The organism is Serratia sp. HNCC26DJ206 (assembly GCF_057180605.1).
On the sequence record NZ_JBXUGP010000018.1, the window covers coordinates 105,865 to 129,139 of the forward strand.

18 protein-coding genes are annotated in these 23,275 nt (G+C 54.3%); 16 read left to right on the plus strand and 2 right to left on the minus strand.

The features are described 5' to 3' along the window. The first annotated feature begins 13 nt into the window (after positions 1-13). Positions 14-601, plus strand: coding sequence for a molybdopterin adenylyltransferase (gene mog, locus AC2A1E_RS13780; protein ID WP_484384227.1), 588 nt, complete (start codon positions 14-16; stop codon positions 599-601). Positions 602-727: 126 nt separating this feature from the next. After that, positions 728-2,014, plus strand: coding sequence for an MFS transporter (locus AC2A1E_RS13785; RefSeq protein WP_484384228.1), 1,287 nt, complete (start codon positions 728-730; stop codon positions 2,012-2,014). 77 nt (positions 2,015-2,091) lie between these two features. Here AC2A1E_RS13785 and satP read toward each other — a convergent pair whose 3' ends face one another. Beyond that, positions 2,092-2,691, minus strand: a complete 600-nt coding sequence (satP, locus tag AC2A1E_RS13790) for an acetate uptake transporter (protein ID WP_473188654.1) — start codon at positions 2,689-2,691, stop codon at positions 2,092-2,094. Between the two features lie 102 nt (positions 2,692-2,793). Between satP and AC2A1E_RS13795 the strand changes: the two genes are divergently transcribed. The 5 genes from AC2A1E_RS13795 to nhaR all read left to right on the plus strand — a co-directional run bounded on the left by AC2A1E_RS13795 (position 2,794) and on the right by nhaR (position 8,730). Continuing rightward, on the plus strand, positions 2,794-2,985 hold the full coding sequence (locus tag AC2A1E_RS13795; RefSeq protein WP_459401232.1) for a hypothetical protein: 192 nt from the start codon (positions 2,794-2,796) through the stop codon (positions 2,983-2,985). A 126-nt stretch (positions 2,986-3,111) separates the two neighbouring features. Beyond that, positions 3,112-5,025 (plus strand): molecular chaperone DnaK, encoded by a 1,914-nt coding sequence (dnaK, locus tag AC2A1E_RS13800; protein WP_484384229.1) that lies wholly within the window; start codon positions 3,112-3,114, stop codon positions 5,023-5,025. A gap of 105 nt (positions 5,026-5,130) precedes the next feature. Beyond that, the gene (dnaJ, locus tag AC2A1E_RS13805; RefSeq protein WP_484384230.1) at positions 5,131-6,249 is read left to right on the plus strand and encodes a molecular chaperone DnaJ; all 1,119 of its coding nucleotides are present in this window, start codon (positions 5,131-5,133) and stop codon (positions 6,247-6,249) included. A 235-nt stretch (positions 6,250-6,484) separates the two neighbouring features. Beyond that, positions 6,485-7,651: a Na+/H+ antiporter NhaA gene (gene nhaA / locus AC2A1E_RS13810; RefSeq protein WP_484384231.1), complete on the plus strand. Its 1,167-nt coding sequence runs from the start codon at positions 6,485-6,487 to the stop codon at positions 7,649-7,651. 182 nt (positions 7,652-7,833) lie between these two features. Next, positions 7,834-8,730 carry a transcriptional activator NhaR gene (gene nhaR / locus AC2A1E_RS13815; protein WP_459401236.1) on the plus strand — a complete coding sequence of 299 codons (897 nt, stop codon included), beginning with the start codon at positions 7,834-7,836 and terminating at the stop codon, positions 8,728-8,730. A gap of 66 nt (positions 8,731-8,796) precedes the next feature. Here the strand turns inward: nhaR and rpsT are convergent, their stop codons facing one another. Then, positions 8,797-9,060: a 30S ribosomal protein S20 gene (gene rpsT / locus AC2A1E_RS13820; RefSeq protein ID WP_473188650.1), complete on the minus strand. Its 264-nt coding sequence runs from the start codon at positions 9,058-9,060 to the stop codon at positions 8,797-8,799. A gap of 437 nt (positions 9,061-9,497) precedes the next feature. On the opposite strand from rpsT, the gene ribF reads away from it, so the two are divergent. The 9 genes from ribF to carB all read left to right on the plus strand — a co-directional run bounded on the left by ribF (position 9,498) and on the right by carB (position 23,224). Then, positions 9,498-10,436, plus strand: a complete 939-nt coding sequence (gene ribF / locus AC2A1E_RS13825; RefSeq protein WP_484384232.1) for a bifunctional riboflavin kinase/FAD synthetase — start codon at positions 9,498-9,500, stop codon at positions 10,434-10,436. A 157-nt stretch (positions 10,437-10,593) separates the two neighbouring features. Then, the gene (ileS, locus tag AC2A1E_RS13830) at positions 10,594-13,410 is read left to right on the plus strand and encodes an isoleucine--tRNA ligase (protein ID WP_484384233.1); all 2,817 of its coding nucleotides are present in this window, start codon (positions 10,594-10,596) and stop codon (positions 13,408-13,410) included. Positions 13,411-13,439: 29 nt separating this feature from the next. Then, the gene (gene lspA, locus AC2A1E_RS13835) at positions 13,440-13,946 is read left to right on the plus strand and encodes a signal peptidase II (RefSeq protein ID WP_484384234.1); all 507 of its coding nucleotides are present in this window, start codon (positions 13,440-13,442) and stop codon (positions 13,944-13,946) included. Between the two features lies 1 nt (position 13,947). Beyond that, positions 13,948-14,424 (plus strand): FKBP-type peptidyl-prolyl cis-trans isomerase, encoded by a 477-nt coding sequence (gene fkpB, locus AC2A1E_RS13840; protein ID WP_484384235.1) that lies wholly within the window; start codon positions 13,948-13,950, stop codon positions 14,422-14,424. Beyond that, complete coding sequence (gene ispH / locus AC2A1E_RS13845; RefSeq protein WP_484384236.1) at positions 14,405-15,358, plus strand: 4-hydroxy-3-methylbut-2-enyl diphosphate reductase; 954 nt, start codon at positions 14,405-14,407, stop codon at positions 15,356-15,358. Before fkpB ends, ispH begins: the two co-directional genes overlap by 20 nt. A gap of 576 nt (positions 15,359-15,934) precedes the next feature. Next, entirely contained in the window at positions 15,935-17,224 is a 1,290-nt protein-coding gene (locus tag AC2A1E_RS13850) for an SGNH/GDSL hydrolase family protein (RefSeq protein ID WP_484384237.1), read from the plus strand. A gap of 318 nt (positions 17,225-17,542) precedes the next feature. After that, positions 17,543-18,364: a 4-hydroxy-tetrahydrodipicolinate reductase gene (gene dapB / locus AC2A1E_RS13855; protein WP_484384238.1), complete on the plus strand. Its 822-nt coding sequence runs from the start codon at positions 17,543-17,545 to the stop codon at positions 18,362-18,364. A gap of 468 nt (positions 18,365-18,832) precedes the next feature. Next, complete coding sequence (gene carA, locus AC2A1E_RS13860) at positions 18,833-19,981, plus strand: glutamine-hydrolyzing carbamoyl-phosphate synthase small subunit (protein ID WP_484384239.1); 1,149 nt, start codon at positions 18,833-18,835, stop codon at positions 19,979-19,981. Positions 19,982-19,999: 18 nt separating this feature from the next. Further along, on the plus strand, positions 20,000-23,224 hold the full coding sequence (carB, locus tag AC2A1E_RS13865) for a carbamoyl-phosphate synthase large subunit (RefSeq protein ID WP_484384240.1): 3,225 nt from the start codon (positions 20,000-20,002) through the stop codon (positions 23,222-23,224). Positions 23,225-23,275: the final 51 nt, after the last annotated feature.

Genomic DNA, 23,275 nt, shown 5'->3' on the forward strand with positions numbered 1-23,275 from the left:
ACAGAGGTTAAGCATGGACACATTACGTATTGGTTTGGTTTCTATTTCCGATCGCGCTTCCGGCGGTGTTTATCAGGACAAAGGGATCCCGGCACTGGAGGCTTGGCTGAGCAGTGCGCTGGCCACGCCTTTCGAGCTGGAAACCCGGCTGATCCCCGATGAACAGATGCTGATTGAGCATACTTTGTGTGAACTGGTCGATGAAATGGGCTGCCATCTGGTGCTGACCACTGGCGGAACCGGCCCGGCGCGCCGTGATGTTACCCCTGATGCCACGTTGGAGATCGCCGATCGCGTGATGCCCGGCTTCGGTGAACAAATGCGGCAAATCAGCCTACACTATGTACCAACGGCCATTCTTTCGCGTCAGGTTGGCGTGATCCGCAAACAGGCACTGATCATCAACCTGCCGGGGCAGCCAAAGTCGATTCAGGAAACGCTAGAAGGGGTAAAAGATGAGCAGGGCAAGGTGGTGGTGCATGGTATTTTCGCCAGCGTGCCCTATTGCATCCAACTGCTCGAGGGGCCCTACGTAGAAACCCACGAGGCAGTGGTCGCCGCATTCCGTCCTAAAAATGCGCGTCGTGAGATGGACCTCTAAATTTCAGCCAACTGCGAAATAGCGTTCAACCGATTTGGTGTGAAAATAATTTGCCGTTATAGTAAGGATTCGTTTACAGAAAGCCGTTGTGCTTTTTTTCTTCATTGTTTCCTCTGACGGTATCTTATGCACCACGACAATAATCGCCGGTTGAACCGGCAAGACTACAAAACTCTGACCTTGGCGGCCTTGGGCGGTGCGTTAGAGTTCTATGATTTCATCATTTTTGTTTTCTTCGCTGCGGTCATGGGCGAACTGTTCTTCCCGGCAGACATGCCGGAATGGCTGCGCCAGGTACAAACTTTTGGTATCTTCGCGGCGGGTTATCTGGCCCGCCCGTTGGGCGGCATCATCATGGCGCACTTCGGCGATCTGGTTGGCCGCAAGAAGATGTTCACCCTGAGTATTCTCTTGATGGCGTTACCGACGCTGGCGATGGGGATGTTGCCCACCTATGCCAGCATTGGTATTTCGGCACCGCTGTTACTGCTGCTGATGCGCGTGCTGCAAGGCGCGGCGATCGGCGGGGAAGTGCCGGGGGCTTGGGTGTTTGTGGCCGAGCACGTGCCGCGCAAGCGTATTGGTTTTGCCTGCGGCACGCTCACTGCGGGTTTAACCGCCGGTATCCTGCTGGGGTCGCTGGTGGCCACCGTCATTAATACCACGCTCAGTCAAGAAGCGATCCTCAACGGTGGCTGGCGTATTCCGTTCTTCCTCGGCGGTATTTTTGGTCTGTTCGCCATGTATCTGCGCCGTTGGTTGCAGGAAACACCGATCTTTATCGAGATGCAGGCGCGTAAAGCGCTGGCGGAAGAGCTGCCGCTGAAATCGGTGATAGTGAATCATAAGAAAGAGGTGGCGGTATCCATGCTACTGACCTGGCTGCTGTCGGCCGGGATTGTCGTGGTGATCCTGATGACGCCAACCTATCTGCAAAAACAGTTTGGTATTGCCCCGGCGCTGTCGTTGCAGGCCAACAGTGTGGCGATCGTGATGCTGATTATCGGCTGTATCACCTCAGGTTCGGCGGCCGATCGCTTTGGTGCCAGCAAAACCTTTATCGTCGGCAGCCTGCTGCTCGCCGCCTGTAGTTGGCTGTTTTATCAGACGATAGGAACTCACCCGGAAATGTTGTTTGCGACCTATGCGCTGGTGGGATTCAGCGTGGGGATCGTAGGAGCGGTGCCTTATGTGCTGGTGCGGGCTTTCCCGGCAGAAGTGCGGTTTAGCGGGATCTCATTCTCCTACAATGTTGCCTACGCCATCTTTGGTGGGTTAACCCCGATCTTTGTCACCTTGATCATGAAGTTGACCCCGTTAGCTCCGGCTTACTATGTGCTGGCGCTGTCGATGATTGGTTTGATGTTGGGGATCTACCTGCGTCGCGATCTGAACAGTGAGAACAAGCTCTAGATCACCGGTTCCTGAATGCTATAAAAGCCCTGTCGTTGCTGCAACGGCAGGGCTTTTTGCTATCAGAACGTCATTAATCAGGCGGTTGCGGTGACTTGCGCCGCTGGTGAAGCCGTTACGCTGCCAATAGGCAGAACGGTGCGGCCCAGCTGTTCGTTAATCACTTCTGCCATTGCCAGATAAATGGCGCTGGCACCACAGATGATCCCTTCATAACCAGCAAAGGTCAGGATGGCGTGGTTACCGGTCATGTTGCCAACGGCCAGCAGGGCAAACAGCAAGGTCAGGCTGGCGAACACGAATTGCAGCGCGCGGTTGGCGCGCAAGGTGCCAAAGAACATGAACAGGGTGAAGACGCCCCACAGCGCCAGATAAATACCGAGCACGTTGGCATCGGTAGGATCCGCCAGACCCATACGTGGCAGCAGCAGGATCCCCACCAGGCTCAGCCAGAAGCAGCCGTAGGACGTGAAAGCGGTCAAACCGAAGGTGTTACCTTTCTTGAATTCAAGAATGCCAGCAAAAATCTGAGCCATGCCACCGAAGAAAATCCCCATGCTGATGATGACGGAGGTCAGTGGAAAAAAGCCTGCATTGTGCAGATTCAGCAAGACGGTAGTCATCCCGAAGCCCATCAGACCCAGAGGGCCTGGATTCGCCAACTTGTTGGTGTGCATATGTCCTCTGTAATAACAGAATACTAACAAAAATGGATATGCCCGCTGTCTTTCAAGCCAGTTGAAATATTTTGGGTATAGGTAAACTCATAATGGGTCTGAATGGCCGAAAAAAGCCTCGCTTCCATCAGAGCGCGCGGCATCATAATGATCCCGATGAAAGGAAACAATGATCTGACAGTGGGTAAAAACGAAATTTTTTTTACTCAGGCCCTTGATGCTGGTTCGGATGGCCCCATCTTATTGACAACCGCAGTTGCCGACCGCGGATATCCCCTTCAGCTTGTAAATTAGCATCTGCCTGTAGTTTGCAAGGTGAAGGGGATAAAACTGGTGTAGCGGGCAGTTGAAAAATGAAGAATCGCCCGCATATAGGTTAGCAACCTGACCGATTATGAATTTATTAGTGGAGATGTTTAGATGGGCAAAATTATTGGTATCGACCTGGGTACTACCAACTCTTGTGTAGCAATTATGGATGGCGGCAAGGCACGTGTGCTGGAGAACGCCGAAGGCGATCGCACTACACCTTCGATCATCGCATATACCCAGGATGGTGAAATTCTGGTTGGCCAGCCTGCTAAGCGTCAGGCGGTCACTAACCCACAGAATACCCTGTTTGCGATCAAGCGCCTGATTGGCCGTCGCTTCCAGGATGAAGAAGCACAGCGTGATAAAGCGATCATGCCGTACAACATCGTTGCTGCTGATAACGGCGACGCCTGGCTGGAAGTGAAAGGCCAGAAAATGGCACCTCCGCAGATTTCTGCTGAAGTGCTGAAAAAAATGAAGAAAACGGCGGAAGATTATCTGGGCGAGCCGGTAACCGAAGCGGTCATTACCGTTCCTGCTTACTTCAACGATGCTCAGCGTCAGGCAACCAAAGACGCGGGCCGTATCGCGGGTCTGGAAGTCAAACGTATCATCAACGAACCGACCGCAGCTGCCTTGGCTTATGGCCTGGACAAAGAAGTGGGTAACCGCACTATCGCGGTATACGATCTGGGTGGTGGTACTTTCGATATCTCTATTATCGAAATCGATGACGTTGATGGCGAAAAAACCTTCGAAGTGCTGGCAACCAACGGGGATACCCACCTGGGTGGTGAAGACTTCGACAGCCGCTTGATCAACTACCTGGTAGAAGAGTTCAAGAAAGATCAGGGCATGGATCTGCGCAACGATCCGTTGGCGATGCAGCGCCTGAAAGAAGCCGCTGAGAAAGCGAAGATCGAACTCTCTTCTGCCCAGCAGACCGACGTGAACCTGCCGTACATCACTGCAGATGGTTCCGGTCCAAAACACATGAACATCAAAGTGACCCGCGCCAAGCTCGAGTCACTGGTAGAAGATCTGGTTGCACGTTCTATTGAGCCGCTGAAAGTGGCACTGAACGACGCAGGCCTGTCGGTTTCCGACATTCAGGACGTGATCCTGGTGGGTGGCCAGACCCGTATGCCAATGGTTCAGAAGAAAGTGGCTGACTTCTTCGGTAAAGAGCCACGTAAAGACGTTAACCCGGACGAAGCGGTGGCCGTAGGTGCTGCGGTTCAGGGCGGCGTGTTGGCCGGTGATGTGAAAGACGTTCTGCTGCTGGACGTTACCCCGCTGTCGCTGGGTATCGAAACCATGGGCAGCGTGATGACGCCATTGATCACCAAAAACACTACCATCCCGACCAAGCACAGCCAGGTGTTCTCTACCGCTGAAGACAACCAGGCGGCAGTGACCATCCATGTGCTGCAGGGTGAGCGTAAACGCGCTAACGATAACAAGTCACTGGGCCAGTTCAACCTGGACGGTATCCAGGCTGCGCCGCGCGGTATGGCTCAGATCGAAGTGACTTTCGATATCGACGCCGACGGTATTCTGCATGTGTCTGCTAAAGACAAGAACACCGGTCGTGAGCAGAAGATCACCATCAAGGCTTCTTCTGGTCTGAACGAAGAAGAAATCCAGAAAATGGTGCGCGATGCGGAAGTGAACGCTGAAGCAGACCGTAAGTTCGAAGAGCTGGTGCAAACCCGTAACCAGGCGGATCACCTGATCCACGGCACGCGTAAGCAACTGGAAGAAGCGGGCGACAAACTGCCTGCGGAAGACAAAACGGCGATCGAAGCGGCGCTGAAAGATCTGGAAGCGGCTGTGAAAGGCGAAGATAAAGCCGAGATCGAAGCGAAAACCCAGGCTCTGGTGCAGGTTTCTGGCAAACTGCTGGAAATGGCACAAGCTCAGGCGCAGGCACAGGGTGCTGATGCGGGCGCAGACAACGCGGCGAAGAAAGACGACGACGTGGTTGATGCCGAGTTCGAAGAAGTTAAAGACAAAAAATAATCGCCCTTAAGCGGGCACGGTGAGGCCAAAGGCCGTAACCGGAAACCAGCACGGGCGTCGAGGCAACTCTACGCCCGTGCACGCATGTTAAGGGTAAGAGAAATAATGGCGAAGAAAGATTATTACGAGGCTCTCGGCGTCGCCAAGACGGCAGATGAGCGTGAGATCAAAAAGGCGTACAAACGTCTGGCGATGAAGTATCACCCTGACCGTAATCAGGAAAAAGACGCCGAAGCCAAATTCAAAGAAATTAAAGAAGCCTACGAGATCCTGACCGACGATCAAAAGCGTGCCGCCTACGATCAGTACGGCCATGCCGCCTTTGAACAAGGTGGTATGGGTGGCGGCGGTGGCGGTGCTGATTTCAGCGATATCTTTGGTGACGTATTTGGCGATATCTTCGGTGGCGGGCGCCGTCAGCGTGCCAGTCGCGGTTCAGATTTGCGCTACAACATGGATCTGACGCTGGAAGAAGCCGTACGCGGTGTCACTAAAGAGATCCGTATTCCTACGCTGGAAGAGTGTGACTCTTGTCACGGCAGCGGTGCCAAACCGGGCAGTTCACCGGTTACCTGTCCAACCTGTCACGGTCAGGGCCAAGTGCAGATGCGCCAAGGGTTCTTTACCGTACAGCAGGCTTGTCCGCATTGTCACGGACGTGGTCAGATCATTAAAGATCCTTGCACCAAGTGCCATGGCCATGGTCGGGTAGAGAAATCCAAAACGCTGTCGGTGAAAATTCCGGCAGGTGTTGATACCGGCGATCGTATCCGCTTGGCGGGTGAAGGTGAAGCTGGCGAGCACGGCGCACCAGCGGGCGATCTGTACGTTCAGGTGCAGGTGAAGGCGCACCCGATTTTCGAGCGTGAAGGCAACAACCTGTATTGCGAAGTGCCGATTAATTTCGCCATGGCTGCATTGGGTGGCGAAATTGAAGTGCCGACGCTGGATGGCCGCGTTAATCTGAAAGTTCCGGCTGAAACCCAGACCGGTAAACTGTTCCGTATGCGTGGTAAAGGGGTGAAATCGGTCCGTGGTGGCAGCCAGGGCGACCTGCTGTGTCGCGTGGTGGTAGAAACGCCGGTGAACCTGAACGACAAGCAGAAACAGTTATTGAAAGAGCTGGAAGAGAGCCTCGGTGGCCCCTCAGGTGATAAAAACAGCCCGCGCTCGAAAAGCTTCTTCGACGGCGTGAAGAAGTTTTTTGACGATTTGACACGTTAATCACCGTTTCTGTTGTTCTGTCGATAAACCCCGGTCATAAAACACCGGGGTTTTTTGTTGCTGCTATTATTTCAATACCCATACTAAAAGTGTGATAAATGTCGCTAATTGATCGTTTTTAACGAGTTGTTAAGCGCTTATAAACTGATTTTTTCGAAGTGAAACAGCATCTATACTCATTACATTGTCTCAAAGCCAAGGCGTATCGCCTGGTTCAGATCTGGAGTGATGTATTGTGACTAATATTATTCGTCAATTTCTACGTCAAGAGGCGGCAGGGGGCATTATCCTGATCGTGGCCGCTGTCGTGGCGCTGATCATGGCTAATACCCCGATGCAGGGCTTGTATCAGGCATTCCTCAATTTGCCGGTGATGGTCAAAATCTCATCGTTGGAGATCGCTAAGCCGTTGCTGCTGTGGATTAACGATGGGCTGATGGCCATCTTCTTCCTGGTGGTTGGCCTGGAGGTCAAGCGTGAGCTGATACAAGGCTCATTGGCCGGTCGTGATAAAGCCATATTCCCGGCGATCGCCGCATTGGGCGGCATGCTGGTGCCTGCGCTGGTTTATCTGCTGTTCAACGGAGCTGATGAGGTGACGCGCCAGGGGTGGGCGATCCCGGCAGCGACCGATATCGCTTTTGCCTTGGGCGTCATGGCACTGTTGGGTAACCGTGTTCCGACCAGTTTGAAGGTTTTCCTACTGGCGCTGGCGATTATCGACGACTTGGGCGTGATCATCATTATCGCGCTGTTCTACACCCATGGGGTGTCGATGGTGGCACTGGGCGTAGCCGCTGCGGCGATTGCCGTCTTGGCGCTGATGAACTGGCGCGGAGTGGGGCAAACCTCACTGTATATGATCGTCGGGCTGGTGCTGTGGGTGGCAATCCTGAAGTCCGGTGTGCATGCCACGCTAGCCGGGGTGATTATCGGTTTTCTGATCCCGCTGAATGTTAAAAATGGGTCTTCACCGTCCGAAACGCTGGAACATGAAATGCATCCTTGGGTTGCATTCTTGATTTTGCCGTTGTTTGCATTTGCCAATGCCGGTGTTTCATTACAGGGTGTATCCTTGAGCGGATTAACCTCGCTGTTACCTGTAGGGATTGCGGCGGGCTTGTTCATCGGTAAGCCGCTGGGGATTTTCACTTTTAGCTGGCTAGCAGTGAAGTTGGGGATCGCACAACTACCGCAAGACATTGGATTTAAACAAGTATTTGCCGTTGCGGTGCTCTGTGGTATTGGTTTCACCATGTCGATTTTTATTGCCTCACTGGCGTTTGCCGATGCGGATGCGGCTCTCAGTACCTATTCCAAATTGGGAATACTATTGGGCTCAACCAGCGCCGCCGTGGTGGGTTATGGTTTGTTGCGCCTCGCGTTACCTCGAGGGAGATAACCCTTCAGGGTTATCCCGCCACGCTGCTGAGGTATTACAATAGCGCCGGGTCGGGGCAGCACAGAATGAACTCTGTGCTGCCCCAGCTGTTTCTAATTCTGTGTTGTCTACATAAAGGAAAGGGAATTTGTCGCTCATCAGGGCAGAGCCTGTGCCGATGAGAACCCCAAGGAGAGCACCTCGTGAGAATGTCACATATTAATTTTAATCACCTGTATTACTTCTGGCAGGTTTGTAAGGCGGGATCGGTGGTGGGTGCTGCGGAGGCACTGTTTCTTACCCCACAGACCATTACCGGCCAAATCAAGGCGTTAGAAGAGCGGCTCAATGGCAAATTGTTCAAGCGCCAGGGGCGCGGGCTGGTGCCTTCCGAACTGGGGCAACTGGTTTTCCGCTATGCCGATAAAATGTTTATGCTCAGCCAGGAAATGCTGGATATCGTCAACTATCGCAAAGAGTCCAATCTGCTGTTTGATGTTGGTGTCGCGGACGCTTTATCCAAACGCCTGGTCAGCCAGGTATTGGAAACGGCAGTGGTGGATAACGAGCAAATTCATCTGCGCTGTTTTGAATCAACGCATGAGATGCTGCTCGAGCAACTGAGCCAACACAAGTTGGATATGATCCTGTCGGATTGCCCGGTGGATTCCAGCCAGCAGGAAGGGTTGTTCTCACTGAAGTTGGGGGAGTGTGGTATCAGCTTCTTCTGCCGCCAACCGGCACCGGATTTGCCATTCCCGGCCTGCTTGGAGCAACGGCGTTTACTGATCCCTGGCCGGCGTTCGATGCTGGGGCGTAAACTGCTCAACTGGTTTAATACTCAGGGTATTAAAGTTGAAATACTCGGGGAGTTTGACGATGCGGCATTGATGAAGGCGTTTGGCTTGTATCACAACGCGATCTTCGTCGCCCCAACGCTGTATGCGCAGGATACCTATAGCGATGATGAAGTGGTGGAGATTGGGCGGATCGACAGCGTGCAGGAAGAGTATTACATCATCTTTGCTGAACGTATGATCCAGCACCCGGCGGTACAGCGGGTGTGCAACAAAGACTTCTCGGCGCTGTTTGCTCTTTAGCGGCAGATTACCGACGTAAAAAAACCGGCCGAGGCCGGTTTTTTTAACAAGCAGACAACGTAAGGCTTATTGCATTGCGCTGATGCGCGCAGCCAGGTTTGACTTATGGCGTGCTGCTTTGTTTTTGTGGATCAGGCCTTTAGCTGCCTGGCGATCCACAAGTGGTTGCATTACGAGAAATGCGGTTTGTGCTGCTTCTTTATCGCCAGTTGCGATAGCTGCGTCTACCTTTTTGATAAAGGTACGCACCATTGAGCGACGGCTAGCGTTATGCTTGCGGCGTTTCTCAGACTGTACGGCGCGTTTCTTAGCTGATTTGATATTAGCCAAGGTCCAACTCCCAAATATATCTATTGAGGACAATTCAAAGGCCGAGGAATATGCCCTTTTAGCCTTCGTTTGTCAATGGATTTGTGCAAATAAGCGCCGTTTGTACGGGCGGCACTTGCTACGTTGTGATGGCGCAGGATTTTACCAGCTTCGGCCATGGGAATACAGTGTTTCGCGAGAAAAATCGCCATGTGATTTGCATCACACTCTGCAAGCGGCTGGTGGTAATGGATTATCCCCCGTCTTTCAAGCTGCTGCCAGAAGGCCAGCTTGATATCAGTTGGCTAATATACCACGCATCGGGTCGGATAATCGGGGTAGTTAAGGCGATTTTCCTCGGGTATGGTATGACTATTACATCAAAGGAAACAATCGCCGGTTAACCTTAACCGCTGTACAAGGTATAATCCGCCGATTTCCACTGTTTTGAGCCAGCTATGCAGCTAATTCGCGGCATCCACAATATCCGGGCGCGCCACCATGGTTGCGTGCTTACCATCGGCAACTTTGACGGCATACACCGCGGTCATAAGGCGCTGCTGGAGCAGTTGAAACATGAGGGGCAACGCCTCGGGCTGCCGGTGATCGTCATGATTTTTGAGCCGCAGCCGCTGGAACTGTTTGCCGCTGACAAGGCCCCAGCACGTCTCACGCGCTTGCGTGACAAGGCTAAATATCTGGCGCAGGCCGGGGTGGATTACCTGCTGTGTGTCAAGTTTGATCCCCGTTTTGCCGCCAATACCGCACAGGCGTTTGTTGCCGAACTGCTGGTAGAAAAACTGGGTGTGCAATTCCTGATGGTGGGAGATGATTTCCGCTTTGGCGCGGGCCGTGTAGGTGATTTCACCCTGTTGCAGAAAGCCGGGGAAGAGTACGATTTTGCGGTGGTCCGCACGCCAACCTTCCGTGAGGGAGAGTTGCGTATCAGCAGCACAGCGATTCGTAATGCGCTGCGTGATGACGATCTGCCACTGGCCGAAACGTTGCTTGGCCATCCGTACAGTATCTCAGGCCGTGTGGTACATGGCGATGAACTGGGGCGCACCATCGGTTTCCCCACCGCTAACCTGCCGCTCAAGCGCCTGGTGGCACCGGTGAAAGGGGTTTATGCGGTTGATGTTTATGGCCTTGGTCCTGAGCCATTGCCTGGTGTGGCTAATATTGGCACGCGGCCAACCGTGGCTGGCGTGCGTCAACAACTGGAAGTCCATCTGTTGGATATCACGATGGATCTTTACGGGCGCCATTTAGACGTGGTGCTCCGCGCAAAATTGCGCAATGAACAGCGTTTTGCTTCGCTCGATGCGCTGAAGCAGCAAATCGCCAATGATGTGGTGACGGCCCGGAAATTCTTCGGGCTACAGACACCGATTTAATGTCTATACCCTAAATAATTCGAGTTGCAGGAAGGCGGCAACGCAGTGAGTCCCCAGGAGCTTACATGAGTAAGTGACTGGGGTGAGCGAGGAGAGCCAACGCACCTGCAATTTGAAGTATGACGGGTATATAGCCGAAAACGGAACCGAGAATCTAATGAGTGACTATAAGAATACCCTGAACTTGCCGGAAACAGGGTTCCCGATGCGTGGCGATCTCGCCAAGCGCGAACCTGGCATGCTGGCACATTGGTATGAGCAGGATCTGTACGGGATTATTCGTGCTGCCAAGAAGGGCAAGAAATCCTTTATTCTGCATGACGGCCCTCCGTATGCGAATGGCAGCCTGCATATTGGTCACTCCGTTAATAAGATTCTTAAAGACATTATTATCAAGTCCAAAGGGATGGCCGGTTTTGACTCGCCTTACGTTCCCGGCTGGGACTGCCACGGTCTGCCGATCGAACTGAAGGTTGAGCAACTGTATGGCAAACCGGGCGAGAAACTGACCCCGGCAGAATTCCGCCAGAAATGCCGTGAGTATGCGGCCGAACAGATCGAAGGCCAGAAGAAAGACTTTATCCGTATGGGGATCCTGGGGGACTGGGCACATCCGTACCTGACCATGGACTTCAAAACTGAAGCCAATATTATCCGCGCGCTGGGCAAGATCATCAGCAACGGCCATCTGTTGAAAGGTGCCAAGCCGGTGCACTGGTGTACCGACTGCGGTTCATCGCTGGCAGAAGCGGAAGTGGAGTATTACGACAAAGCGTCTCCGTCGATCGACGTGACGTTCCAGGCGGTGGATGCGGCGGCAGTTGCGGCTAAATTTGGCGTGCGCAGCGTTGATGGCCCGATCTCTCTGGTGATCTGGACCACAACCCCTTGGACATTGCCTGCTAACCGCGCGATCTCGCTGAACCCGGAATCTGCCTACCAACTGGTGCAGGTCGAAGGCCAATGCCTGATCCTGGCGGCAGACCTGGTTGAAAGCGTGATGAAGCGTGTCGGCATTACCCATTGGGCCGTGCTGGACGACTGTAAAGGTGCCGATCTGGAACTGATGCGTTTCACGCATCCGTTTATGGGCTTTGATGTGCCTGTGATCCTGGGCGATCACGTCACGCTGGACGCCGGTACCGGTGCGGTACACACCGCGCCGGGCCACGGCCCGGATGACTTCGTGATCGGCCAGAAATACGGCCTGGAAGTGGCTAACCCGGTTGGCCCGAACGGCTGCTATCTGCCGGGCACCTACCCGTCACTGGATGGCAAATTTGTGTTCAAGGCTAACGATCTGATCGTTGAGCTGCTGCGCGAAAAAGGCGGGCTGCTGCACGTTGAGAAATTGCTGCATAGCTACCCGTGCTGCTGGCGTCACAAAACGCCGATCATCTTCCGTGCCACGCCACAGTGGTTCGTCAGCATGGAGCAAAAGGGCCTGCGTCAGCAGTCGTTGGCCGAGATCAAAGGCGTGAAATGGATCCCGGATTGGGGCCAGGCACGTATCGAAATGATGGTGGCAAACCGCCCAGACTGGTGTATCTCGCGCCAGCGTACCTGGGGTGTGCCAATGTCGCTGTTCGTGCACAAAGATACCGAACAGCTTCATCCGCGCAGCGTCGAGCTGATGGAAGAAGTGGCGAAGCGCGTTGAGCAGGAGGGTATTCAGGCGTGGTGGGATCTGGACGCCGCCGATATCCTCGGCGCTGAAGCGGCCGACTACGTGAAAGTGCCAGACACGCTGGACGTATGGTTTGACTCAGGTTCAACCCATTCTTCGGTGGTGGATGTGCGCCCTGAGTTCAACGGCCACGGTGCCGACATGTATCTGGAAGGCTCTGATCAACATCGCGGCTGGTTTATGTCATCGTTGATGATCTCGACCGCCATGAAGGGGAAAGCGCCTTATAAAGAAGTGCTGACCCACGGTTTCACCGTGGATGGTCAGGGCCGCAAGATGTCCAAATCCATCGGCAACACCGTCAGCCCGCAGGACGTGATGAACAAGCTGGGTGGCGACATCCTGCGCTTGTGGGTGGCTTCTACCGATTATACCGGTGAGATTGCGGTTTCTGACGAAATCCTCAAGCGTGCAGCCGACTCCTATCGCCGCATCCGCAATACCGCGCGTTTCCTGCTGGCTAACCTGAACGGGTTTGAGCCAAGCACCGACTGCGTGGCTCCAGATGAGATGGTGGTGCTGGATCGCTGGGCGGTTGGCCGTGCGTTGGCGGCACAGCAGGATATCGAGCAGGCTTATGCCAACTATGATTTCCATGAAGTGGTGCAGCGCCTGATGCAGTTCTGCTCGGTCGAAATGGGCTCCTTCTATCTGGATATCATCAAAGATCGCCAGTACACCGCGAAGAGCGACAGTATCGCTCGCCGTAGCTGCCAGACTGCGCTGTTCCACATTGCCGAAGCGATGGTGCGCTGGATGGCACCGATCATGTCCTTTACCGCCGATGAAATCTGGGCCTTCCTGCCGGGCAAGCGCGCGCAGTTTGTGTTCACTGAAGAGTGGTACGGCGGCCTGTTCGGGCTGGCCGAAGGCGAAGGCATGAACGATGGCTTCTGGGACGATCTGCTGAAAGTGCGTGGTGAAGTCAACAAGGTGCTGGAGCAGGCGCGTGCGGATAAGCGCATTGGCGGCTCGTTGGAAGCGGCAGTCACTCTGTATGCAGATAACGATCTGGCTGCACGCCTGCATAGCCTGCAGGATGAATTGCGTTTTGTGCTGTTGACCTCGGCTGCCACGGTGGCACCACTGGCCGATGCTCCGGCGGATGCGCAGCCAAGTGAACTGTTGAAAGGGCTGAAAATTGCGTTCAGCACCGCGGCTGGTGAGAAATGTCCGCGTTGCTGGCATTACACCACCGATATCGGCCAGGTGGCGGAACATGCGGAGCTCTGCGGCCGCTGTGTCACCAACGTCGCCGGTGACGGTGAAAAGCGTAACTTTGCCTGATAACTGAATGCCTGAAAAATGAGTGCCTGATGAGTAGACCGATAAGTTCGACCGGCTTGCGCTGGCTTTGGCTGGTAGTGGTGGTGTTGGCGCTGGATCTTGCCAGCAAACAGTGGATCCTGAATAACTTCGTGCTGGGCCAGACCCAGCCGTTGTTCCCGTCATTCAACCTGTATTACGCGCGTAACTACGGCGCGGCGTTCAGTTTCCTGGCGGATCACGGTGGTTGGCAACGCTGGTTCTTTGCCGGTATTGCTATCGCGATCGTGGCGGTACTGCTGGTGATGATGTATCGCAACAGCGCGCAGCAGAAGCTGAGCAATATCGCCTATGCCCTGATTATTGGTGGTGCGCTCGGTAACCTGTTTGATCGCCTGTGGCATGGTTTTGTCGTGGATTTTATCGATTTCTACATCGGTAACTGGCACTACCCGACCTTCAACCTGGCAGACAGCTTTATCTGCGTCGGGGCAGCCATGATTGTGCTGGAAGGTTTTCTGCCAGCGAAGAAACGCGTGAAGAGCGAAGGTAAGTAATATGACGGCTCAGGTTAGCAGCAACAGCGCGGTACTGGTGCATTTTACGCTGAAACTGGCGGACGGTTCGACCGCAGAATCCACCCGTGGTAATGGCAAACCGGCGCTGTTCCGCTTGGGTGATGGCAGCCTGTCGGCACCGCTGGAGCAGCAACTGCTGGGCTTGCGGGCTGGTGACAAGTGCGCTTTCACCCTGCAACCGGAAGCGGCATTCGGTACCGAGAACCCGGATCTGATCCAGTTCTTCTCGCGCCGTGACTTTGCCGAAACCGGCGTGCCGGAGGTGGGGACCATCATGCTGTTTACCGCCATCGACGGCAGCGAAATGCCGGGCGTGGTGCGTGAAGTAGCGGAAGATTCCATCACCGTGGATTTTAACCATCCGTTGGCGGGGCACCTGGTCACCTTCGATATTGAAGTGCTGGAGATCGACCCGCAGCCGCAGCAGGAGGCAACGCATGCAAATATTGCTGGCTAACCCACGCGGTTTTTGTGCCGGGGTTGATCGTGCGATCAGCATTGTGGAGCGTGCGCTGGAGATTTACGGCGCACCTATCTACGTGCGCCACGAAGTGGTGCACAACCGCTATGTGGTAGACAGCCTGCGCGAACGCGGTGCGGTGTTTATTGAAGAGATCTCGGAAGTGCCGGACGGCTCGATCCTGATCTTCTCTGCGCACGGGGTTTCTCAGGCGGTGCGTGCCGAAGCGAAAGCGCGCGAACTGACCATGTTGTTCGATGCCACCTGCCCACTGGTGACCAAAGTGCATATGGAAGTCGCCCGTGCCAGCCGTAAGGGCACTGAAGCGATTCTGATTGGTCATGCCGGGCACCCGGAAGTAGAAGGCACCATGGGCCAGTACAGTAACCCGAAAGGGGGCATGTACCTGGTGGAGTCGCCGGAAGATGTCCGCAAGTTGCAGGTAAAGAACGAAGGTAACCTGTGCTTTATGACGCAGACCACGTTGTCGGTGGATGATACCTCCGAGGTGATCGATGCGCTGCGCAAGCGATTCCCGAATATCATCGGGCCGCGCAAAGACGACATCTGCTACGCCACCACCAACCGCCAGGAAGCGGTGCGTAATCTGGCGGGGGATGCTGATGTGGTGCTGGTGGTGGGGTCAAAAAACTCCTCCAACTCCAACCGTCTGGCCGAACTGGCGCAGCGCGTGGGTAAACCGGCTTATCTGATCGATTCAGCGGCAGATATTCAGGAATCTTGGCTGAAAGATGCGGCTACCATCGGCGTGACTGCGGGCGCTTCCGCACCAGACGTGCTGGTTCAGGACGTGATCAGCCGCTTGAAAGTGCTGGGCGGTCTGGATGTTCATGAAGTCAGCGGTCGTGAAGAGAATATCGTGTTTGAAGTGCCGAAAGAGCTGCGGGTAGATATCAAGCAGATCGATTAGGCCGCTACATAGCGCGTCAACAACGGGAAGCCAATGGCTTCCCGTTTTTCGTTAGGGTCTGACAAGACCCAAGACATTTCAAGTTATAGAGCTTATCAAGCGCCATTCGTGGCGCTTGAGGTTGATGACAAAGTGGTCTTTAAGCCTGAGATACCCGGGCCTAGCGCACCGAGGGGCGCTCCGGCGGCTTACGCCGCTACGACCCCTTCGGCACGCTCTCCCTAATAACCGGCTTTGTCAGCAGTCTGAAGCGCCATTCGTGGCGCTTTTTTTATCTGCGCTATCCCTGCTCAAACAGCCGCTAAACCGGCGATACAGGCACTGACACCGACCACACTACCGCAACCGGGTGAACACTTATCGTTCGCTGCGTACATTCGTTTAAGCAGTATGGCGCTGTAGCTAGCACCCAGGGAGTGGGATAGCGGCGCCTACCTGCAGAGGGGGTGATTAAGTGGTGGTTAACCGCTGAAAGCACGTTATCAGCCCGGCATTGCCCGGGTTTTTTTGTACCTGGCGTATGGCGATAACCTTCTATCCACAACGATGAAATTTAACGAAATGATGAGGATTACCATGAAAAAGATAGCGATTTATTCATTTGTAGCAGGGGTTCTGGCATCAAGCGGCGCGTTTGCTGCCAGTGACAGTATTGTAGCAACGTCGGCCCCACCTCAGTATGAGGCCCCCAGCAAACAGGCCAGAGCGCTGTTCGCGGGTGATACCACAACCTATGTAAAATGTGTCTATAAAGTGGGCGGCCAGGATGACAGCAATCCATCCTCATCTTGGCTATGGGCGAAAGTGGGTAGTAACTATGCGAAGCTGAAAGGGTATTGGTACAACTCAATGCCGCTGGCAAACATGTTCTATACCGAAGCACCCTATGCGGAGGTGATGAACTTGTGCACCAGCACTCTGGCGGCCGCAGGCGTCAGTTCCCCTATTGTTATCCCTTATGCCTCTGATTACACCTTGTCCTATTACTATGTGATTTGGAATCAAGGGGCTAACCAGCCGGTTATCAAGGTTGGCGGCAGGGAGCTTGAGCGTATGGTGGTGTTTGGCGACAGTCTGAGCGATACCATCAACGTCTATAACGGTTCATACGGTACCGTGCCGAATAGTAGCTCTTGGCTATTGGGCCACTTCTCTAATGGCAAGCTTTGGCATGAATACCTTTCCACGGCCTTGAATCTGCCAAGCTATGTGTGGGCGACCGGCAACGCGGAGAGTGGAGAGAAACCGTTCTTTAACGGATTCGGTAAACAGATGGATTCGTTCAGGGATTATCATGCTCGCACTAAGGGGTACGACATTGGCAAGACGCTGTTTACCGTACTGTTTGGCGGGAATGACTTTGTAACGGGCGGAAAAAGTGCCGACGAGGTTATTGGTCAATACACAACACAGCTGAATCGCCTGGCCCAATTAGGGGCAAAGCAGGTGGCGGTGTTCCGGCTGCCAGATTTTTCAGTGATACCCAACGTTGCCAAGTGGACGGACGCTGATAAGGCTAAGCTGAAAGAGAATAGCGTTCAGTTTAATGACAAGGTCGAGAAGCTTATCGCTAAGCTGAACGCCGAATATCCTCAAACGACGTTTTATACGCTGAGGCTGGATGAGGCTTTTAAACAGGTGCTGGAAAACAGCGGCCAATACGGCTTTGTGAATAAGACGGACACCTGCTTGGATGTTTCCCAAAGTGGCTACAGCTATGCCGTGGGAGGCGCTGCGAAAGCGGTATGTAAGAGCAGCAATGCGGCGTTTGTATTCTGGGACAACATGCACCCCACCACTAAAACGCATGGATTGTTGGCTGAGCTGTTAAAAGCTGAGGTGGTGCAGGGGCTTGCGGCTCCATAACCTATCGCCGAGCGTAGTTGATTTTTAGCTTGGCATAACTCACCCGCCTTCTTGGCGGGTTTTTAATGGCGTATCCGTCCGGTGATCCAGCCTCCCGAACCGATCTTTTTTCTGCATAGAAACTGCATAATTATGTAAATCCATGCGTGCGTTCTTGCTTGTCTGATTGTTAATCAATTGATAGCGTTACTGATAAAAGCATCGGGATAACATAATATTCTAATTCTGCATGAAATCCTCTGGCAGTGATCATGCAGGGCAGTTACTCTGAACCTTATGCTCGTCATAGGGGCACCAAAATCAAGAAGAGAGAAAAGTATGACTGATTCACAGGTCCGCATCGCGATTGCGGGTTCCGGTGGCCGCATGGGGCGTCAATTGATTCAGGCGGTGCAGCAGGCGCAGGGCGTGATGTTGGGGGCGGCTTTGGAGCGCCCAGGCTCAAGCCTGGTGGGAACTGATGCTGGTGAACTGGCCGGTGTTGGGGCGCTGGGGGTGGCCGTCAGCGACAGCCTGGATAGCGTGGCTAATGATTTCGATATTCTGATCGATTTCACCCGCCCAGAAGGCACCTTGGCACATCTGGCGTTCTGCGTGGCACATAAAAAAGGCATGGTCATTGGTACCACCGGTTTTGATGATGCTGGTAAAGCGGCGATCGGCGATGCTGCACAACATATCGGCATCGTGTTTGCTGCCAACTTCAGCGTTGGCGTCAACGTGATGCTCAAACTGTTAGAAAAAGCCGCCAAGGTGATGGGCGACTATACCGATATTGAAATTGTCGAAGCGCATCACCGCCACAAGGTGGATGCTCCTTCCGGCACTGCGCTGGCAATGGGCGAAGCCATCGCCGGGGCGTTGGGGCGTGATTTGAAAGAGTGTGCGGTTTACCAACGCGTTGGCTATACCGGTGAGCGCGATCCGAAGAGCATCGGTTTTGCCACGATTCGCGCCGGAGATATCGTGGGCGAGCACACCGCCATGTTTGCCGATATTGGCGAACGGATAGAAATTACGCATAAAGCATCCAGCCGCATGACTTTTGCCAATGGTGCGGTGCGCGCGGCATCCTGGATCACCAAGCAGCAAAAAGGGCTGTTTGATATGCGTGATGTCCTTGGTTTAGAGCAGTTATAATGTTTTGCATGCCATCTTGATGTGGTTGTATTGATCATAGTGCTATGATAATCGGACAATAATTTTATTGTCCTTTTTTTAACCATAAAAATAGGGCTTACGGTCAATATTTATGATGTATGGCCTTTTTTAATCAGTTATCTTTTGCTTTATCTCCTTTTTCTCTCTTCATTTGTTCATCAGGGCTCTGTTTTAGCGGTTATCATGGCTTTTCTGTGTCATTGTGTCTCGCAACCGTTTACTAGCCCGAGTTTCCGTATGTTTTTATCAGTGTGAAGCCCATAAAACCGTGAGAACAGCAAAAATACGATAAAAAATGGTGCTTTGAGTAGACAAGTCAGGTGCTCATCATTAAAATGCGCCCAATTTGCCAAAAATTAGCCTTGATGGCGGTTTTTGCATTGATTTAGGCGGTGAAATCTGAATTAATATGCAAATATTATGATTGATTATTCCTTGGAGGGTGTTTTGATTAAGTCAGCGCTATTGGTTCTGGAAGACGGAACCCAATTCCACGGTCGGGCCATCGGGGCAGAAGGTACGGCAGTGGGGGAAGTGGTCTTCAATACGTCGATGACCGGTTATCAAGAAATCCTCACTGATCCTTCCTATTCCCGCCAGATCGTTACTCTTACTTATCCTCATATCGGCAATGTCGGCACCAATGCTTCCGACGAAGAATCCTCCGCTGTTCACGCTCAAGGCCTCGTCATTCGTGACCTCCCACTGATTGCCAGCAACTATCGCAACGAAGAAGGTCTTGCCGAGTACCTCAAGCGCAACAACATCGTGGCGATTGCCGATATCGATACCCGTAAATTGACCCGTCTGCTGCGCGAAAAGGGCGCACAAAACGGCTGTATCATTGCCGGTGATGTCACCAATGCTGAATTGGCGCTACAAAAGGCCAAAGCCTTCCCTGGCCTGAAAGGCATGGATCTGGCGAAAGAAGTCACCACCAAAGAAGCTTACGCCTGGCAGCAGGGCAGTTGGACGCTTGAAGGTGACTTGCCGGAAGCGAAAGCAGCGAGCGAACTGCCCTACCACGTGGTGGCCTACGACTACGGCGCCAAGCGCAACATCTTGCGTATGTTGGTGGATCGCGGCTGCCGCCTGACGGTGGTGCCTGCGCAAACCCCGGCCGCTGACGTGCTGAAAATGAATCCGGACGGTATCTTCCTGTCCAACGGGCCGGGCGACCCGGAGCCGTGCGATTATGCGATTACCGCCATCAAACAGTTTTTGGCAACCGACATTCCGGTATTTGGCATCTGCCTGGGCCATCAGCTACTGGCGCTCGCTAGCGGTGCGAAGACCGTGAAGATGAAGCTCGGCCATCACGGTGGCAACCACCCGGTCAAAGATCTGGATAACAACACCGTGATGATCACCGCGCAGAACCACGGCTTTGCGGTGGATGAAAATCATCTGCCCGCTACGCTGCGCGTCACGCACAAATCCCTGTTTGACCACACGGTGCAAGGGATCCACCGCACCGACAAAGCGGCGTTCAGCTTCCAGGGGCACCCTGAAGCCAGCCCAGGCCCGCACGATGCTGCGCCGCTGTTCGATCACTTTATCGAACTGATTGAGACTTACCGTTCCAACGCCAAATAATCAGGAGCCATAACAGCCATGCCAAAACGTACAGATATAAAAAGCATCCTGATCCTCGGCGCTGGCCCGATCGTTATCGGCCAGGCGTGTGAGTTTGACTACTCCGGTGCTCAGGCGTGTAAGGCGCTGCGTGAAGAGGGTTACCGCGTTATTCTGGTCAACTCCAACCCGGCAACCATCATGACCGACCCGGAAATGGCCGATGCGACCTACATCGAGCCGATTCATTGGGAAGTGGTGCGTAAAATCATCGAAAAAGAGCGCCCGGATGCGGTACTGCCGACCATGGGCGGCCAGACGGCGCTGAACTGTGCGCTGGAACTGGAGCGCCAAGGCGTGCTGGCCGAGTTCGGTGTGACCATGATCGGTGCCACGGCCGATGCCATCGACAAAGCGGAAGATCGCCGCCGTTTCGACATCGCCATGAAGAAAATCGGCCTGGATACCGCGCGCTCCGGCATCGCCCATAATATGGAAGAAGCGCTGGCGGTGGCCGCTGACGTCGGCTTCCCGTGCATTATCCGCCCGTCGTTTACCATGGGCGGCACCGGTGGCGGTATTGCCTACAACCGCGAAGAGTTCGAAGAGATCTGCGAGCGCGGTCTGGATCTATCGCCAACCAAAGAGCTGTTGATTGACGAATCGCTGATCGGTTGGAAAGAGTATGAAATGGAAGTGGTGCGCGACAAGAACGATAACTGCATCATTGTCTGTTCCATCGAAAACATCGACGCGATGGGCATCCACACCGGCGACTCGATCACCGTCGCCCCGGCACAGACGCTGACCGACAAAGAATACCAGATCATGCGTAACGCCTCGATGGCGGTGCTGCGTGAAATCGGCGTCGAAACCGGCGGCTCCAACGTGCAGTTCTCGGTAAACCCGAAAACCGGCCGCCTGATCGTGATCGAAATGAACCCGCGCGTGTCCCGCTCTTCTGCGCTGGCGTCGAAAGCCACCGGCTTCCCGATTGCCAAGATTGCCGCCAAGCTGGCGGTGGGTTACATGCTTGACGAACTGATGAACGACATCACTGGCGGCCGTACTCCGGCGTCCTTTGAGCCGTCTATCGACTACGTGGTGACCAAAATTCCTCGTTTCAACTTCGAGAAATTTGCCGGTGCTAACGATCGCCTGACCACCCAGATGAAATCGGTTGGTGAAGTGATGGCGATTGGCCGTACCCAGCAGGAATCCTTGCAGAAAGCGCTGCGTGGCCTGGAAGTGGGCGCGACCGGTTTTGATCCGAAAGTGAGCCTGGACGATCCCGAAGCGCTGACCAAGATCCGCCGCGAACTGAAGGAAGCCGGTTGTGACCGCATCTGGTATATCGCTGACGCTTTCCGCGCCGGTATGTCTATCGACGGCGTGTTCAACCTGACCAATATCGACCGCTGGTTCCTGGTGCAGATCGAGGAGCTGGTGCGTTTGGAAGAGCAAGTGGCTGAAACGGGCATCAACAGCCTGAACGCCGAGTTCCTGCGCACGCTGAAGCGTAAAGGTTTTGCCGATGCGCGTTTGGCTACGCTGGTGGGTGTTTCCGAAAACGAAATCCGCAAGCTGCGCCACAGCTTTAACCTGCACCCGGTCTACAAACGTGTTGATACTTGTGCTGCTGAATTCGCTACCGACACCGCTTACATGTATTCCACCTATGAAGAAGAGTGCGAATCCAACCCAACCAACGATCGTCCGAAAGTGATGGTGTTGGGCGGTGGCCCGAACCGTATCGGCCAGGGTATCGAATTCGACTACTGCTGCGTGCATGCCTCGCTGGCACTGCGTGAAGACGGTTACGAGACCATCATGGTCAACTGTAACCCGGAAACCGTGTCTACCGATTACGACACCTCGGATCGCCTGTACTTCGAACCGGTGACGCTGGAAGACGTGCTGGAAATCGTGCGTATCGAGAAGCCAAAAGGCGTGATCGTGCAGTACGGTGGCCAGACTCCGCTGAAGCTGGCGCGTGAGCTGGAGGCCGCAGGCGTGCCGATTATCGGCACCAGCCCAGATGCGATCGACCGTGCCGAAGACCGCGAACGTTTCCAACAGGCGGTTAACCGCCTGGGCCTGAAACAACCGGCCAACGCCACGGTAGCCACCATTGAGCAGGCGGTAGAAAAAGCCACTGGGCTTGGTTATCCGCTGGTGGTGCGTCCATCTTACGTGTTGGGTGGCCGTGCGATGGAGATCGTTTACGACGAAGTCGACCTGCGCCGCTACTTCCAGAATGCCGTCAGCGTGTCTAACGACGCCCCGGTGCTGCTGGATCGCTTCCTGGATGATGCGGTAGAAGTGGACGTTGATGCCATCTGCGACGGCGAACGCGTGCTGATTGGCGGCATCATGGAGCACATCGAACAGGCTGGCGTGCACTCCGGTGACTCCGCGTGTTCACTGCCGGCTTACACCCTGAGCAAAGAGATCCAAGATGTAATGCGTCAGCAGGTTGAAAAGCTGGCGTTTGAGTTGCAGGTGCGCGGTTTGATGAACGTGCAGTTTGCGGTGAAAAACAACGAAGTCTACCTGATCGAAGTGAACCCGCGTGCGGCACGTACCGTACCGTTCGTCTCCAAAGCTACCGGCGTGCCGCTGGCGAAAGTGGCGGCGCGCGTGATGGTTGGTCAGTCGCTGGCTGAGCAGGGCGTGACCGAAGAAATTATCCCGCCGTACTACTCGGTGAAAGAAGTGGTGCTGCCATTTAATAAATTCCCAGGCGTTGACCCGATCCTCGGGCCAGAAATGCGCTCGACCGGTGAAGTGATGGGCGTTGGCCGCACTTTCGCCGAAGCCTTCTCCAAAGCGATGCTGGGCAGCAACTCCGGGATGAAGAAACAGGGTCGTGCGCTGCTGTCGGTGCGCGAAGGTGACAAAGCCCGCGTGGTGGATTTAGCCGCCAGCCTGCTGAAACAGGGCTTCGAACTGGATGCGACTCACGGTACCGCTGTGGTGCTGGGTGAAGCGGGGATTAACCCTCGCTTGGTCAACAAGGTGCATGAAGGCCGCCCGCACATTCAGGATCGCATCAAGAATGGCGAGTACACCTACATTGTGAACACCACGGCAGGCCGTCAGGCGATTGAAGACTCCAAGCTGATTCGCCGCAGCGCGCTGCAATACAAAGTGCATTACGACACCACGCTGAACGGCGGCTTCGCCACGGCGATGGCGCTGAAGGCGGATCCTACCGAGCAGGTAACTTCGGTACAGGAACTGCACGCGCGTATCGGCAAGTAATGGCTTGATGTAAGAGCGCAGTAGTTGGAGGACGGGCTTATACCCCGTCCT